15 protein-coding genes and 1 other RNA gene are annotated in these 15244 nt (G+C 52.3%); 13 read left to right on the top strand and 3 right to left on the bottom strand.

Annotated elements, in window-relative coordinates; all coding sequences use genetic code 11:
- Nucleotides 1-83: 83 nt before the first annotated feature.
- On the bottom strand, nucleotides 84-1082 hold the full coding sequence (locus tag HMPREF1250_RS07185; protein WP_023053986.1) for an isocitrate/isopropylmalate dehydrogenase family protein: 999 nt from the start codon (nucleotides 1080-1082) through the stop codon (nucleotides 84-86).
- Nucleotides 1083-1084: 2 nt separating this feature from the next.
- Nucleotides 1085-2425, bottom strand: a complete 1341-nt coding sequence (locus HMPREF1250_RS07180) for a citrate synthase (RefSeq protein ID WP_036242935.1) — start codon at nucleotides 2423-2425, stop codon at nucleotides 1085-1087.
- A 328-nt stretch (nucleotides 2426-2753) separates the two neighbouring features.
- Here HMPREF1250_RS07180 and HMPREF1250_RS07175 point away from each other — a divergent pair, with 328 nt between their 5' ends.
- The gene (locus tag HMPREF1250_RS07175) at nucleotides 2754-5027 is read left to right on the top strand and encodes a hydratase (protein ID WP_023053934.1); all 2274 of its coding nucleotides are present in this window, start codon (nucleotides 2754-2756) and stop codon (nucleotides 5025-5027) included.
- A 77-nt stretch (nucleotides 5028-5104) separates the two neighbouring features.
- Nucleotides 5105-5392, top strand: a complete 288-nt coding sequence (locus tag HMPREF1250_RS11635) for a hypothetical protein (protein ID WP_023053916.1) — start codon at nucleotides 5105-5107, stop codon at nucleotides 5390-5392.
- Here HMPREF1250_RS11635 and HMPREF1250_RS07170 read toward each other — a convergent pair.
- Entirely contained in the window at nucleotides 5350-6195 is an 846-nt protein-coding gene (locus HMPREF1250_RS07170) for an AraC family transcriptional regulator (protein ID WP_023054017.1), read from the bottom strand. The two genes, HMPREF1250_RS11635 and HMPREF1250_RS07170, sit on opposite strands and share 43 nt — an antisense overlap.
- Nucleotides 6196-6325: 130 nt before the next feature.
- Between HMPREF1250_RS07170 and dapF the strand changes: the two genes are divergently transcribed.
- The 11 genes from dapF to HMPREF1250_RS12185 all read left to right on the top strand — a co-directional run bounded on the left by dapF (nucleotide 6326) and on the right by HMPREF1250_RS12185 (nucleotide 15236).
- Nucleotides 6326-7162 (top strand): diaminopimelate epimerase, encoded by an 837-nt coding sequence (dapF, locus tag HMPREF1250_RS07165; RefSeq protein WP_023054047.1) that lies wholly within the window; start codon nucleotides 6326-6328, stop codon nucleotides 7160-7162.
- Between the two features lie 119 nt (nucleotides 7163-7281).
- The gene (locus HMPREF1250_RS11845; RefSeq protein ID WP_196806859.1) at nucleotides 7282-7503 is read left to right on the top strand and encodes an ROK family protein; all 222 of its coding nucleotides are present in this window, start codon (nucleotides 7282-7284) and stop codon (nucleotides 7501-7503) included.
- A complete protein-coding gene (locus HMPREF1250_RS07160) occupies nucleotides 7410-8126 on the top strand; it encodes an ROK family protein (RefSeq protein ID WP_051356084.1) in 717 nt (238 codons plus the stop codon). Before HMPREF1250_RS11845 ends, HMPREF1250_RS07160 begins: the two co-directional genes overlap by 94 nt.
- Entirely contained in the window at nucleotides 8113-9258 is a 1146-nt protein-coding gene (gene sfsA, locus HMPREF1250_RS07155; protein WP_023054035.1) for a DNA/RNA nuclease SfsA, read from the top strand. Before HMPREF1250_RS07160 ends, sfsA begins: the two co-directional genes overlap by 14 nt.
- 31 nt (nucleotides 9259-9289) lie before the next feature.
- Entirely contained in the window at nucleotides 9290-9877 is a 588-nt protein-coding gene (locus HMPREF1250_RS07150; protein ID WP_023053948.1) for a hypothetical protein, read from the top strand.
- Between the two features lie 122 nt (nucleotides 9878-9999).
- Complete coding sequence (locus tag HMPREF1250_RS07145; RefSeq protein WP_036242933.1) at nucleotides 10000-11334, top strand: replication-associated recombination protein A; 1335 nt, start codon at nucleotides 10000-10002, stop codon at nucleotides 11332-11334.
- The gene (locus tag HMPREF1250_RS07140; RefSeq protein ID WP_023053979.1) at nucleotides 11331-11780 is read left to right on the top strand and encodes a GtrA family protein; all 450 of its coding nucleotides are present in this window, start codon (nucleotides 11331-11333) and stop codon (nucleotides 11778-11780) included. The genes HMPREF1250_RS07145 and HMPREF1250_RS07140 overlap by 4 nt, the downstream gene beginning before the upstream one ends.
- Nucleotides 11781-11913: 133 nt before the next feature.
- Nucleotides 11914-13014 carry an OmpA family protein gene (locus tag HMPREF1250_RS07135; RefSeq protein ID WP_036242965.1) on the top strand — a complete coding sequence of 367 codons (1101 nt, stop codon included), beginning with the start codon at nucleotides 11914-11916 and terminating at the stop codon, nucleotides 13012-13014.
- A gap of 171 nt (nucleotides 13015-13185) precedes the next feature.
- Nucleotides 13186-13381: signal recognition particle sRNA large type (gene ffs, locus HMPREF1250_RS11215), an RNA gene on the top strand.
- A 41-nt stretch (nucleotides 13382-13422) separates the two neighbouring features.
- A complete protein-coding gene (gene dnaX / locus HMPREF1250_RS07130) occupies nucleotides 13423-15087 on the top strand; it encodes a DNA polymerase III subunit gamma/tau (protein ID WP_023054031.1) in 1665 nt (554 codons plus the stop codon).
- A 17-nt stretch (nucleotides 15088-15104) separates the two neighbouring features.
- Nucleotides 15105-15236, top strand: a complete 132-nt coding sequence (locus HMPREF1250_RS12185; protein WP_023053990.1) for a hypothetical protein — start codon at nucleotides 15105-15107, stop codon at nucleotides 15234-15236.
- Nucleotides 15237-15244: the final 8 nt, after the last annotated feature.

Genomic DNA, 15244 nt, shown 5'->3' with positions numbered 1-15244 from the left:
ACAACGATCAAAGTAATGAATATAAAAAATGACGTGACGGTCAAAAAAATCCCTCAGTTGAGGGATTTTTAATAGATATACGCTTACTGCAATACGTCGATAATGGATCGGCAATATTCTTCTGTCGTTGCTTTTCCGCCCAGATCCGGTGTCAGCGTCATACCGGCAGAGAGAACGGTATCGACGGCACGGCGTATTCTGGCCGCCGTTTCCGTATCGCCGATATGGTCGAGGAGCATACATGCCGACCAGAGCAGTGCTGTCGGGTTGGCAATATGTTTTCCCGCAATATCGGGGGCGCTGCCGTGAACGGCTTCAAACATGGCGTAGTCTTTGCCGAGGTTCATGGAAGGCAAGAGGCCGAGACCGCCGATGAGGCCGCTCGTCAAATCGGAGATGATGTCGCCGTATAGGTTCGGCGTCACGATGATGTCGAAGGTTTCCGGGCGCATGACAAGCTGCATGCAGACGTTGTCGACGATCTTGTCGTCACTTTCGACGGCAGGGAATTCTTTGGCGATATCATGGAAAACGGAAAGGAAGAGCCCGTCGCTCATTTTCAGTATATTGGCCTTATGGACGCAGGTCACCTTTTTACGGCCGTTTTTTACGGCGTAAGCGAAGGCGTCGCGGATGATCCGTTCGCTGGCTTTGCGGGTAATGATTTTCGTCGCGTGGATCGTATCGGCGTCAATCGCCTGTTCTACGCCGACGTAGAGATCTTCCGTGTTTTCACGGAAGGTGACGATGTCAACGTTTGGGAACGGCGTTTTGACGGCTGCGTTGGCCTTGGCAGGACGGATATTCGCATAAAGATCGTATTTGTTGCGCAAGGTGACATTAAGAGAACGGAATCCTTTACCGATAGGCGTCGTGATCGGCGATTTCAGGAGAAGGCGCGTTTTTTCAAAAGAGGCGAAAGCGGCGTCGGGGATCAAGGCGCCGTTTCGTTCGTATTCGGCAGCACCGACGTTAAAAAACTCGTAGTCCAAATCGGCATGGGCCTGCTGTAAGATCGCAATGACGGCGTCCGTAATTTCCGGTCCGATGCCGTCGCCTTTAAATACGGTGATGGTTTTCATTTTTATCTATCCTCCAAAGGGGTAAAAGCAACTATATCGCCGACATATTTCGTAGCCGGACGGATGATACGGCCGTCGTACAATTTATTTTCAATATTGTGCGCCAACCAGCCGACGAGACGGCTGACGACGAAGAGCGGCGTAAAGAGATCCTGCGGAATGCCGAGCATTTTATAGGCGAAGCCGCTGTAATAATCGACGTTGCTGCAAATATTCGTTCCCTTTAGTTCGCTCAGCGTCTTGATGGCGACGCTTTCGAAACGCCGATAGAATTCAAATTCCTGTTCCATTCCTTTTTCTTTTGCCAGTTTACCGCAGAAGTGGCGCATGATTTCGGCGCGAGGATCGGACAAGGTATAAACGGCGTGACCGAAGCCGTAGACCAGGCCGCTCTGGTTCTGGAATTGTTTGTTCAGAATTTTGTTGATGACGTCTCGCATCTGCGCTTCCGTGCCGTCCGGGCCGATGGCTTCCATGATACGGTGCATCATGATGGAAACTTTGATGTTGGCGCCGCCGTGCCGCGGTCCTTTCAGCGCGCCGATGGAACTGGCCATGGCGGAGTAAATGTCCGTATCCGTCGAAGCGACGACGACGTTGGTAAAGGTAGAGTTCGTACCGCCGCCGTGGTCGGCGTGAAGGAAGAGCAGGAGATCGAGAAGGTGAGCTTCCTGTTCCGTAAATTTTTCATCAGGGCGGAGAAGGGAAAGAATATTTTGTGCCGCCGAATAATTTTTGCGCGGATAATGGATGATCAAACTGCGTCGCTCATAATAATGGACTTTGGACATATAAGCATAACAGGCGATGGAAGGCATTTTGCCCATAATGTTGAGACCTTTGCGCAGCGTTTGGTAAATATCGGTATTATCCGGATCGGGATCGTAATTATATAATGTCAATAACGCGTGCTGCAATTTGTTCATCAAATTCTTGCCGGGCAGCCGCAGTAAGTTCATTTCTAAAAATTCGTCAGGCAGATCATAACTGTTCTGCAGGATATGGCAGAAGGAAGCGAGCTCTTTCCGGTTCGGCAGATAGCCGAAAAGCAGGAGAAAACAGGCTTCTTCGTAGAGATAGCCGTGATAAATTTCTTTTTTGACGAGATCACGGATATCGATGCCACGGTAATACAGAATACCGTCGCAATTGACTTTGTTGTTGTCACCGTCGCGTTTGTAGCCGACGACATCGGCAATTCGCGTCAGGCCGACGAGGACGCCGGTGTGATCTTCATTACGCAGGCCGCGCTTGACACCGTATTTGGAATACCACGTGCGGGGGATCTGCGTAAAATTCTGAGATTTTCCATAAAATTGAGCTAAATAAATATTTTGGTCCATACTGAAAGACGCTCCTTCCTGCGCTTTTACAGCAGAATTTTTATGTTTATAGATATTCGCTAATACACATAAAAATACATTAAGATACAGGGCCTTCAACAAGTAGTTGAGATATAAGTTATTATAGCATAAATAGTGGTAATGTAAAATAAAAAACAATGAAAAATAGGCTTGATAAAGCTGGTAATGGAGAAATAGATTATGATATAATATTTACGTAATATATAAAAATTTCTCATTGTGAAAATTAATTACGATAATTTTACAATTAGAAACTTCAATATCGACATAGGGGACTGATTTATGTATAGAAGGGAGATTTTTATCAATGATTCGATTATATAACGGCGGCGTTTATTTAGTGAACGGAAATGAAATCATTCCCGAAGGAGAAGCTGTTCGGGTGGAAGCCGTGACGGGAAAACCGGCTTGCCGTGAGGCGGCTCGCAAGGGAACGATTTCTTACGGCATTTTAAAGGAACATAATACGGCAGATACGATGGGTCATTTAAAAATAAGATTCGATGCCATGGCTTCGCATGATATTACCTTTGTCGGCATTATTCAAACGGCTAGAGCGTCGGGAATGGAGACGTTTCCGCTTCCTTACGTATTGACTAATTGCCATAATTCGCTTTGTGCCGTCGGCGGGACGATCAATGAAGACGATCACGTGTTCGGCTTGTCGGCAGCTCGAAAATATGGCGGTATTTATGTACCGCCTCATCTTGCCGTCATTCACCAGTATATGCGTGAAAAGATGGCGGGCTGCGGGAAAATGATTCTTGGCTCCGACAGTCACACGCGTTACGGCGCTCTCGGCACGATGGCTGTCGGCGAAGGTGGCGGCGAACTGGTTAAACAGCTGTTATGCGATACGTACGATGTGGCCTGTCCGGCTATCGTCGGCGTCTATCTTGACGGTACGCCGGCGCCGTCTGTCGGTCCTCATGACATTGCAACGGCTATTGTCGGCGCCGTTTTCAAAAACGGGTACGTGAAGAATAAGGTCATGGAATTCGTCGGTCCCGGCATTACGGCACTGTCGACAGATTACCGCAACAGTATTGACGTCATGACGACGGAAACGACCTGCCTTTCTTCCGTATGGCGGACGGATGACGATACGAAAGCCTATTTGACGCAGCATGGCCGCGGCGATGATTACAGAGAATTAAATCCTGCCGCCGTCGCCTACTATGATGGCATGATTTACGTCGATCTGTGTAAAATCAAACCGATGATCGCCATGCCGATGCACCCAAGCAATGCGTTTACGATTGATGAAGTAGTCGCCAATGCGGCGGATATTCTTCATGACGTTGAAACGGCCATCAAAGAGCGGATAACCAACGAGGCCGTTACGTTTACGTTAAGCGATAAAATTAAAGACGGCAAGTTTTATGTTCAGCAAGGCGTGATTGCCGGTTGTTCCGGCGGCAATTATACGAATGTTCTGGCAGCTGCGCATGTGTTGAAGAACAGATCTTGCGGCAACGGCGTTTTTACGCTTGACGTTTATCCGTCGTCGCAACCGGTCTATATGGATCTCCTGCGCAAAGGAGCCGTAACGGATTTGATGGCTGCCGGCGCCGTCGTGAAAACGGCTTTTTGCGGCCCCTGTTTCGGCGCCGGAGATACGCCGGCCAATAATGCCTTCAGTATTCGTCATACGACGCGTAACTTCCCAAACCGGGAAGGCAGCAAGCCCGGCAGCGGTCAATTCTCGGCCGTCGCCTTGATGGACGCCAGGTCTATTGCGGCAACGGCTGTCAACGGCGGCGTTTTAACGTCGGCAGACGGGTATTTTGACGACTATCGGGAAGCGCCGTATACGTATGACGATGCGGCATACGCCGCCAGGGTTTATCAGGGGTTCGGCCGGCCGGCAGCCGATACGCCTCTCGTTTACGGACCGAATATCAAGGATTGGCCGGAACAGGAGGCCCTGACGGATTCGATTCTCGTCAAGGTATGTTCGAAAATACTGGATCCCGTTACGACAACTGATGAACTCATTCCGTCAGGCGAGACGTCTTCTTATCGGTCGAACCCGCTCGGGTTGGCCGAATTCACCCTGTCCCGCCGTGATCCGGCGTACGTCGGTCGCTCCAAGGCGGTTCGCGCCTTGGAAGCGCAACGGCGCGGCGGTACCGTTCCGGCGGAAATACATGCCGTTTACGATGTCTTGGAAAAAACTGTCGGTAAAATCGAACGGGAAGCGGTCGGTATCGGCAGCGTGATTTACTGTATCAAACCGGGCGACGGTTCGGCCCGGGAACAAGCGGCCAGTTGTCAGCGCGTTCTCGGCGGTTTGGCCAATATTTGCCGTGAATATGCGACGAAGCGGTACCGTTCCAATGTCATCAATTGGGGCATGGTGCCTTTCCAAATGAAGGAGGAGCCGTCCTTTGCCGTCGGAGACTACATTTATGTTCCTCAGATCGCGGCGATTCTCCAAGGTGATATGAAAAATGTGAAGGCCTACGTTGTCAGCGGCGCGAATGTTCATGAAATTACGCTGTATATCGATGAGCTTACGGCGGAAGAACGGCAGATCATCCAAGCAGGCTGTCTCATTAATTACAACAGAAAACGGTAAGTTTTGCTATGAAATCCCCGGCGTCTTCTTTTTCTGCGCCGGGGATTTCGTGTTTGTGAACAGGAGCAGCCGTAAAAATGCCGCCGTCACCGATGGAAAACTTTCAGGCTATGCACAGTGTCGGAACGGGCCGGTCAGGAAAAGGGAGGTCAACGATGGCGGCGCAGTCCCGTTTTGCAGAAAGTATGATCAAGGTATACACAATATATCCACAACAGATACAGCTGATACTACTATATCTTTGGGTACGAGTGGAAATAAGGGACTTTGCAGCCGGCTCCGATATCATTGGAAAAGCCGGCTGTAAAGGGAGCGGTTTTCGTCAGTCGACGGGACCTTCTTTTTCCTGTGGCGGCAGCCCTTGACGCGGCGATTGGCGGAAGGTTTCCTTCCAGGCCCTGTAAAAGGTGGAATAGTTGCGGAAACCGCTGTCGTAGCAGACTGTTGTCAGCGGCAGTCCTTCCGCCATCAATCGTTTGGCCAGCAAAAGGCGTTTCAGCGTAATGTACTTATTCAGCGTATAGCCTGTCGTTTCTTTAAAGAGGTGCATCAAGTAGTCGTTGCTGATGTAAAAAGCGGCGGCAACGGCAGAAACGGAGAGCGTATCCGTCAAGTGCGAGTGAATGTAAGTGATGATTTCCCGGATCTTTTCATTTTCTTTTCCCGTCTTGATGAAGCCTATTTTTTTATCTTTCACGGCGCGTGCCAAATGAATGAGGAATTCGAGAAAAACCGTCTGCTGCAGCAAGGGGGAATATTCTCTGGTGTCCGTCCACGCTTGGCGCAGTCGACACGAAGCGCCGTACAGACTGCCGATTTCCGGTCCCTGCCGCAAGACGGGCGCCGCCGCTTCCGTAAACACTGCGTTCAGGTCGTAGCCGGCAGCGGTGTATCCGGTGAAAAAGTGGGGCGACATGTAGGCGATGACGCGTTCATACGGCGCTGCGCCGCTGACGAGGGGACGATGAAGCTGACCGGTTCTGACGAGGACGATATCAAAAGGCTGAAGCGCATATTGTTTGCCTTCGATTTCGTAGGCTGCTTCGCCTTGAAGAAAAAGCGTTATCTTGTCGAAGTCATGATAGTGGCAGGGGAAGTGCCGTTCCGCCTTGTCGCAAAGATGGAAGAGCCGCAGATCTTCCGTCAAATATCCCGTTTTTTTGTACATGCATGCCTCCTGAAACAGAATTTGCAATAAGTATAGCATTATTTTCATATATTTGCTATTTTCCGCTGTTATAATAAACGTATACGTACAGTTGCATAGAAACCTTTGGTCTGTAATAGAGGAGGAACGTATGAAATTTGTTAAAATGCATGGGTTAGGCAATGATTTTGTGTTTTTTGAAGATGCGGCAGGCGCGGCAAAAGATTTTACGGATCTCGCCGTTGCCGTGTGTGACCGCCATACCGGCATCGGCGCCGACGGGATCATCGTCATTGTTCCCAGCGATAAAGCCGACGTGCGCATGCGCATTATTAATGCCGACGGCAGCGAAGCGGAAATGTGCGGCAACGGTATTCGCTGTTTTGCCAAATATGTATATGATAACGGCATCATGAAGAAAGATACTTTTACGGTGGAAACGCTGGCCGGTATCATGACGCCGCAAGTCACTGTCGGCGCCGACGGTAAAGTGTCTTTGGTTACGATTAACATGGGCAAGCCTTTTACGGATCGCAGTCAGATTCCCATGGAAGGTCCGGCAGGCCCCGTCGTCAATGAAGACCTTGTCGTCGACGGTACGACGTATAAGATTACGAGCCTGCTCATGGGCGTGCCTCATACGATGACGTATGTGACCGATGTGGACGCCGTCGCGCTTCATCAGTTGGGCCCGAAATTCGAAACGCACAGCGCTTTCCCGCGCAAGACGAATATGAATTTCGTCCAAGTCGTCGATGATCATACGATTAAAGTTCATACTTGGGAACGCGGCGCCGGGGCCACGTTGGCTTGCGGCACCGGTTCCTGCGCCTGCGCCGTCGGTTCTTTCCTGAACGGATTTACCGGTCGCAGCGTTGATGTGCAGCTTTATCTGGGGACACTCCATGTTGAATACAGCGAAGCTGACGGCAACGTTTACATGACCGGACCGGCCGCCGTTTCGTTCAGCGGCGATTGGCCGGCTTGAGTACGGAGCGGTATGCGTTGAAGATACGTCGTCCTTGCAGGCGGCGTATCTTTTTTTTCGCTTCCGTGATACGATAGAAGCGATAATTGCGGAAAGCAGGATCATTCGGGAGGAGAGTCATGAAATACGTAGTCGTTGATATTGGCGGAACGGATATAAAATACGGTCTTGCCGAGCGGAGCGGCGTGCTTTTGCACAGCGGCAAGATGCCTTCTTGCCTGACGACGGGAGGAGCGGCGTCGCTGGCGTGGCGCTGGCGACGACAGGCGTCGTCAATACGGACAGCGGTGTTATTGCGTGGGCAGGAAGTCATCTGCCCGGTTATGCCGGGTTGCCTCTGACCGACGAAGTTTCTCGGAGATGCGGCGTGCCCTGCAGTGCGGAAAATGATGTTAATGCCGCCGCTTACGGTGAATATTGGCGTGGCGCCGCGCAAGGCGCCGCTTCGCTTTTTTGTATGGCTGTCGGTACCGGTATTGGCGGCGCCCTGTTGCAGTACGGGCAGCTTTGGCGCGGCGCCGCCGGCAGTGCCGGTGAGATCGGCCTGCTGCGGCACGGCAGCAGGGAAACCTTTGAGGAACGTGCCGCAGTACCGGCGCTGTTGCGCCGCGCGACGGCTGCCGGCTGTGCGGTGCGCGACGGTAAAGCGCTCTTTGCCGCCGCCGCTGCCGGTGATGAAAGAGCCGCTGCCGTTATCCGTGGCGGGATCGATTGTTGGGCTGAGGAGATCGCCAATATCTGCTGGCTTCTCAATCCGGCGGTCATCGTTCTCGGCGGCGCCGTCATGGCGCAGCGTGACTATCTTGAGCCGAGATTGGTGCGGCAGCTGCAGCGGCTGGTAGATCCCTATATCTTGGCGCGGACGTCGCTGCGATTTGCCGCATTGGGCAATACGGCGGCCATGATCGGAGCGCTGTATCATTTCTTACAGACGGAGGAAGGCGGTGCGAATGGAAAAACGTGATCTTATCAAGGCTTCGTTTATCGACAGGCCGAATCGATTTATCGTTCACGCCGCTGCAGATGCTGGCGTTGTCACGTGTCATCTGCCGAATCCGGGCCGTCTTTGGGAACTGCTTTTTCCGGGGGTTACGCTCTGGCTGCGCCGCGCGGCCGCGCAGGGTAAGGTCAGGCGCAAAACGGCTTATGACGTCGTCGGTATCGAACGTGACGGCGTCCCCGTTTTGATGGATACGCAGTATACGAATGACGTTGCCGCCAGTCTGATTGAGCGGCAGGCTGTGCCGGGCTGGGAAGGATGGCATGTCTTTCGCCGTGAAGTCACGATCGGCGAAAGCCGTTTTGACCTGCTGCTGAAAAAGGGCGAAGAACTGTTCTTTGTCGAAGTAAAGTCGTGTTCTCTTTTCGGCAGCGATGGCGGCGCCATGTTTCCCGATGCCGTAACGGAACGGGGACGGAAACATCTTCTTCATCTGGTTGCCTTGAAACGGCAAGGATTTCGTACAGGGCTGCTCTTTCTCGTTCAATGGCCGCGGGCGCGCTGGTTTTTGCCGGATTACCATACCGATCCCGCTTTTGCCGCCGCTTTTTATGAGGCGGCGCCGTATCTTGACTGGAAAGCGTTGGCCGTGGCCTGGGATGAGACTTTTACGCTGCCCGAGCCGCGCGGTCTCCTCGCCTATCCGGAAGATGTGTTGCGCAGAGAGAATCGTGATGGCGGCGACTACCTGATCGTCGTCGAAATGCCGGCGGACGCGACCGTTGCGATCGGTTCGCTGGGCCCCGTTTTTTTTGCCAAAGGGTTTTACGTTTACGTCGGTTCGGCGAAGCGAAATTTGTCTGCCCGGTTGGCCCGTCACGGCAGGCGGCGAAAAAAATTGCGTTGGCATTTTGATTATCTCCGCGCCGTTGCCGAGATAGTCGCGCCGATTCCGATTCGTACGGCCGATGATCTGGAATGCGAGCTTGCCCGCGCTGTCGGCGCCGTTGCCGATCGGACAGTGCCCCGTTTCGGCTGCAGTGATTGCTCGTGCGACTCTCATTTGTTCGCCTTCAATGAAAATCCGATGAATAATCGAACGTTCATGAGAATTATTGAAGATTTCCGCATTAACCGTTTGGGTAATATGCTATAATAGATATTATTTATTAAGGGGGATGTTGTCTATGGAACGTAGCGATGCACTGCAACTGTTGCGAAAATATAATCAGGAGCCTTTTCACATTTTGCACGGCTTGACCGTTGAAGGAGTAATGCGGTGGTATGCCGAAGAACTCGGTTATGGCGCGGAAAAGGACTATTGGGGATTAGTCGGCCTGCTGCACGATGTCGATTTTGAAAAGTACCCGGAACAGCATTGCCGGAAAGCGCCGGAGCTCCTCGCCGAAATCGGCGCCGATGACAAATTCATTTATTCCGTTTGTTGTCACGGTTACGGTATTTGCACCGATTGGGAGCCGAAGGAAAAAATGGAGAAAGTTCTTTTTGCTGCCGACGAATTAACGGGGCTGATCGGCGCCGCCGCAAAGATGCGTCCATCAAAGAGCACGCAGGATATGGAAGTAAAAAGCCTGAAAAAGAAGTTTAAAGATAAACGATTCGCCGCCGGCTGTTCCCGTGACGTTATCGAACAAGGCGCACAATTGCTGGGCTGGGATCTTTCTGAATTAATGGAAAAGACGATTCTTGCCATGCGCGCTTGTGAAGATTCCGTTCGCGCGGAATACAAGAAATTGACCGGTTTGGACGAATAACTTTTCGCTTACGGCCGAACGGCCGAATTGCCGTCTTGCTGCGAAAGGATATACTGACCGTTCGTACTCAGGCAGTGCTGCCGTTGCGGTGCACTGCCTTTTCTGCGAAGAAAGGCGCCGTTATGGAACAAACTACTCTTTTCGCCGGAACTGTGCCGCAGCCTCTGGCAGCTCGTTTACGGCCGCAGACATTGGCTGAATTTATCGGACAGGGGCATCTTTTGGGCTGCGGCAGGATATTGCGCCGCCTCATTGAAAACGACAGCATTACTTCCATGATTTTTTGGGGGCCGCCCGGCGTCGGCAAGACAACGCTGGCGCGGATTATTGCCAAACATACGCAAGCGGCTTTTATCGACTTTTCCGCTGTTACGAGCGGGATCAAAGAAATTCGAACCGTCATGCAGGAAGCTGACAGCAATACGCAATTCGGTGAAAAGACGATCGTTTTCGTCGATGAAATTCACCGGTTTAATAAGGCGCAGCAAGATGCTTTTCTGCCGTTCGTCGAAAAGGGCAGCATTATCCTGATCGGCGCGACAACGGAGAATCCGTCTTTTGAAATCAACGGCGCCTTATTGTCCCGTTGTAAGGTCTTTGTTCTACAGGCCTTGTCGGAAGATGAGCTCGTTCTCCTGTTGAAGCGGGCGTTGACGAATCCCGCCGGTTTCGGAACGCAGACTGTCGTCATTGACGATGAACTGCTTCGCTGGATCGCGGCTTTTGCCAACGGAGACGGGCGTACAGCGCTTTCGACGTTGGAAATGGCCGTTCTGAACGGAGAGCTGTCAGGCGATACCGTCACGGTCACGAAGGAACTGCTGGAACAATGTATTTCCAAAAAATCACTTCTGTACGACAAGCATGGAGAAGAGCATTATAATCTTATTTCCGCGCTTCATAAATCCATGCGTAATTCCGATCCCGACGCGGCAGTCTATTGGCTGGCGCGGATGCTGGAAGCCGGTGAAGATCCGCTTTACGTTGCCAGGCGCGTCACGCGATTTGCCAGTGAAGATGTGGGGCTTGCCGATCCCCGCGCCTTGGAACTGGCTGTGGCCGCTTATCAGGCCTGCCATTTTATCGGCATGCCGGAATGTTCCGTTCATTTGACGGAGGCTGTCGTCTATCTTTCGCTGGCGCCGAAATCAAATGCCATGGAAGCGGCGTATATGAAAGCTCGTAAAGACGCGTTGACGCAGCTCGCCGAGCCGGTCCCTCTCGTCATTCGCAATGCGCCGACAACGTTGATGAAGGATCTGTCTTACGGCAAGGGGTACCAATACGCGCACGATTATGCGGAGGGCCTGACGGCTATGCAATGTCTGCCCGATTCGCTCGCAGGGCGCGAATATTATGTGCCGACGGAAAGAGGGATGGAGGCCCGGCTGAAAGAACGGTTGCGGCAGATTAAGGATTGGAAGAAACAACAGCGCGAAAGGCAGCGAAAAACATGAGAGAAAAACGGATTTTCGGCCGTGATTATACGAATAATGAATATATGAAGGTTTTTCTCTATCTCGTTATCGGCGGTTCGGCAGCTATCTTGGAATGGATCCTTTTTTACGTTATCCTTCGCTGCATTGACGGTTTTTACGGCACGGTGTTTCCGACATACCATGTTTTGGCGGCGACGACGGCGGCTTTTACGCTGTCGACGTGTTATCATTATGTCATGGGGAATATCTTTGTCTTTGACAGCGGCAGCCGCTATCGGAAAAAAGCGGAAATATCTCTCGTCTTTCTCGTCAGTACAATCGGCTTGCTCTGGAACCTCCTTCTCATGTGGATTTTTACGGCGCCGGCCTTGTTGGGACTGCCGCCTGTGCCGTCCAAAATACTGGCCAGCGCAATCGTAACGGTCTGGAATTACTTGTCACGGAAGAAATGGGTATTTAAATAAAACTGTAGTTTACTGAATAGGGATTGTTGAAAAACTGTAACAATTAAGTCGTACTATAAATGGGGAAGTATCCAAATAAATAGGGAATTTGGGGATATGGAATTATTCTAATAATGAAAGTGTGGGGTTAATGATGAAAAAGAAATCTTTCGCATTGGCTGCCGTAGCCGCTGCATGTGCAACGTCATTCGCATTTGCTACGCCGCAGACACAATTTGAACAAGGCCAGTGGCAGCTCGATCTCGGCGCTTGGAATCCGAAGGCCGAAGCTGATGCCAGCAATTGGGTCGCCGGCGGCAGTAATGTCAGCACCGACGCCAAATGGAATTTCCAGGGCGGCCTGACGTACGGTCTCAGTGACAAATGGGGCTTGGAATACGCCTATCACGGCTTGAAGACGAAGGGGACCGCCGAAACGACTGGCGTCGGCACTAATGGCGATGAACACGAAGTCAATCTCGTATATTCGCTGAATAAAAACTTCGCTCTCTACGGCGGTTGGAATCGCATTAAAAACTCTTTTGAAAATACCAACTACAGCCAGGCGAACAATGTGGCCCAGTTGGGCTTGATTGCCAAAGCGCCGTTGTCGGAAAACTTCGACATTTACGGCAAGGCGGCAGTCGGCACACAGCGTACGACGCTTTGGGAAGCAGGTCTCGGCTACACGATGAGCAAGGATTTCGATCTCAGCGCCGGTTATCGCTATGTCAACACGAAGCTGGCCGATAAAGGCGAAGCCGGCCTTATCGACGATGCCAATATTTCGTACAAAGGGCCGTTTGTAACCTTGTCCTACCGCTTCGGCGGCGGCCATGAAGTTGCGCCGGAACCGGTTTATGTCGCACCGGAACCGACACCGGCACCGGTTGTAACGGAAACGCCGCATGTATACAATGACTACTATCTGGACAGCATCCACTTCGATTTCGACCAGGATCAGCCGATGGCGTCGGAACAGGCTAAACTCGATAACTTCGTAGCTGTAGCCAAGAGCCATCCGAACGATACGTTCAAACTCGTCGGCAATACGGACTCGAAAGGGACGGACGGCTATAATGACGATCTCTCGAAACGCCGCGTGACCAACGTCGCACAATATGCCGTAAACAACGGTGTAAACAGCGCGCAGTTGCAGCTTAATTACAAGGGCGAAAATGATCCCGTAAGCACGAACAATACGGATCAGGGTCGCGCCGACAACCGTCGTGTTGATATTTGGCAGCATAAATAAGCCGGAATGGTTTACAACAAGACTCTATGCAATCGTGTAGAGTCTTGTTTTTGTTTCGGCGCCGGCAAAAAGACGGCGTTTCTGGCAATGAGGTCCGAAAAAGGGATTGCTTCTATGCTTCATCGGCAAAGGCACAGCAGGGGTCTGAACGCATTTTTTCTTGCTATTTCCCTGTTTTTAAGCTATAATTATATAGCTAATTGAATAAAAGTGCTGGTGCGTGGTAGCCTGTCGGGGCTTGTGCAATGAAACCCTATGAACCTCGTCAGGTCCGAGAGGAAGCAGCGATAAGTAGACCGTTCCATGTGCCACGAGGTAACCTGTCAGGCTATCATACACGAGTACTTTTACGCAGATAGTAAAGCAGCGATTAGCTGCTTTTTTTGGTATATGGAGTAGTGATTCTAAATGGCGTATGTGGCTTTGTATCGTAAATGGCGTCCTAAGATATTTGAAGATGTCGTCGGGCAGCGGCATATTACGGAAACCTTGCAGAAAGCGATAGAGACGGATAAGGTGGCGCACGCCTATCTTTTTTCCGGACCGCGCGGCACGGGCAAGACGAGTACGGCGAAGATCTTCGCCAGAGCGATGAATTGCCGGCGCGGACCGACGGCGCATCCCTGTAATGAGTGTGACGTTTGTCGCCATATTGCGGCCGGAGAATCATTGGACGTCGTTGAGATCGACGCCGCTTCCAACCGCAGCGTCGACGATATTCGGACGTTGCGGGAAACGGTCAAGTTCATGCCGGCTGAGGGACAGAAAAAGGTTTATATCATTGATGAAGTGCATATGCTGACGACGGAAGCGTTCAACGCGCTATTAAAGACGTTGGAAGAGCCGCCGGGACACGTGATTTTTATCCTGGCTACGACCGAGCCGGAGCGGATTCCCGTTACGATTCTGTCGCGCTGTCAGCGGTATGAATTTCGCCGTATCACGAGCGGTGATATTGCCGAACGCCTGTTGTACATCGCGGCACAGGAACAGATCGACATCACGGCGGCGGCGGCCCGGATCATTGCTCTTCAGGCCGATGGCGGCATGCGGGACGCCTTGAGTCTGTTGGATCAATGCGCCGGCAATTCGGCATCAACGATTGATGAAGACGTCGTGCGCAGTCTGCTGGGACTCGTCGGCAGGGAGTGGCTTTTTCGCATCGGTGAGGCGCTGCGCCGCGGCGACGGGCGCACGCTGATCGAAGCCGTCGATACCGTTGTCGCCATGGGCAAGGAGCCGCGGACCGTTTTGACCGAAGTTATTGCTCATTTGCGTGCCGTCATGCTTTGCCAGGCCGCGCCGCAATCGGATTTGCTGGCAGCGTATGCCGATGCTTCGGACAGGCTCGCGGCGGCAGCGGCGGCCCTTGACGGCGACCGTGTTTTTGCCATGATCGAAGTGTTGCAGGACGCTTTGCTTCGGGCCAAGACGTCACCGTTGCCGCGCATTGCCGTGGAAATGGGGCTGCTGATGGCCAGCCGCGTTCGCGGGACGGAGCAAGGTGACTTGGGAGGCAGGGTGAAACGGCTGGAAGAGCGGAACGATACAGTGCCGCCGTCGGTTCTGGAACGCATCGGCCGGATTGAAGCCGCTCTTGCAGACGGCCGGCCGTTGCCGCACTCGGATCCTGCGGCAGCGGCGCCTGTCCGATCGCGGCCGGCTGACGTGGCTGCGGCGACGACTGTTGCCGCGAAGGAAATGCCGGAAGAGGAGCCTGCCGAAACACGGGCCGCTGCGTCTGCATCGCCGTTGCCGCAACCTGCAGCCGTCAGCAGTGAGCGGTATGACGCCATTTGGCAAGACGTCTGCCGGATTCTCGACAAGGAACGAAAGAAGGTTATTCTCGCCTGCGTCCGCGGCGGTCGTATCGTCCATATCGGTGATACGGACGTCATCGTCTCCTTGAAAGGCGATTTTATGGTCAAACGGGCGAACGGCAAGGATTACTATACGCATATTGATGCGGCGCTGGCGAAGCTGTTGGGCAAGGGGTATCATATGGTCTGTTATGAGGAAAAGGACCCGGCGCTGGCGGCGTACGAAAAAAAAACGCTGAAAACACAGTTGTAGGTGTAACACGGGCATCCGTGCCGCAGACGCCTTTAGGGCGGCAGCGCATTGGCGTTGCCGACATACCGGAGGCGGAACGAAAGATGCTCGATCCGCTGTTGAAAACGGTGGGAGAATGTACCATTTATCTGGAAGATGAAAACGTATGAAGATCTGG

Origin of the sequence: Megasphaera vaginalis (ex Srinivasan et al. 2021) (assembly GCF_000478965.1) — a bacterium.
Classification (GTDB): Bacteria; Bacillota; Negativicutes; order Veillonellales; family Megasphaeraceae; genus Megasphaera; species Megasphaera vaginalis.
This window is presented reverse-complemented; position numbering and strand designations above follow the sequence as displayed.

Bases quoted from the DNA above. Each gene is read 5' to 3' on its own strand.
- HMPREF1250_RS07145 (WP_036242933.1), top strand. From the start codon at position 10,000: ATGGAACAAACTACTCTTTTCGCCGGAACTGTGCCGCAGCCTCTGGCA.
- HMPREF1250_RS07135 (WP_036242965.1), top strand. From the start codon at position 11,914: ATGAAAAAGAAATCTTTCGCATTGGCTGCCGTAGCCGCTGCATGTGCA.
- HMPREF1250_RS07175 (WP_023053934.1), top strand. From the start codon at position 2,754: ATGATTCGATTATATAACGGCGGCGTTTATTTAGTGAACGGAAATGAA.
- HMPREF1250_RS07180 (WP_036242935.1), bottom strand. From the start codon at position 2,425: ATGGACCAAAATATTTATTTAGCTCAATTTTATGGAAAATCTCAGAAT.
- sfsA (WP_023054035.1), top strand. From the start codon at position 8,113: ATGGAAAAACGTGATCTTATCAAGGCTTCGTTTATCGACAGGCCGAAT.
- HMPREF1250_RS11635 (WP_023053916.1), top strand. From the start codon at position 5,105: ATGCCGCCGTCACCGATGGAAAACTTTCAGGCTATGCACAGTGTCGGA.
- HMPREF1250_RS07150 (WP_023053948.1), top strand. From the start codon at position 9,290: ATGGAACGTAGCGATGCACTGCAACTGTTGCGAAAATATAATCAGGAG.
- HMPREF1250_RS07185 (WP_023053986.1), bottom strand. From the start codon at position 1,082: ATGAAAACCATCACCGTATTTAAAGGCGACGGCATCGGACCGGAAATT.
- dnaX (WP_023054031.1), top strand. From the start codon at position 13,423: ATGGCGTATGTGGCTTTGTATCGTAAATGGCGTCCTAAGATATTTGAA.
- dapF (WP_023054047.1), top strand. From the start codon at position 6,326: ATGAAATTTGTTAAAATGCATGGGTTAGGCAATGATTTTGTGTTTTTT.
- HMPREF1250_RS07170 (WP_023054017.1), bottom strand. From the start codon at position 6,195: ATGTACAAAAAAACGGGATATTTGACGGAAGATCTGCGGCTCTTCCAT.
- HMPREF1250_RS11845 (WP_196806859.1), top strand. From the start codon at position 7,282: ATGAAATACGTAGTCGTTGATATTGGCGGAACGGATATAAAATACGGT.
- HMPREF1250_RS07140 (WP_023053979.1), top strand. From the start codon at position 11,331: ATGAGAGAAAAACGGATTTTCGGCCGTGATTATACGAATAATGAATAT.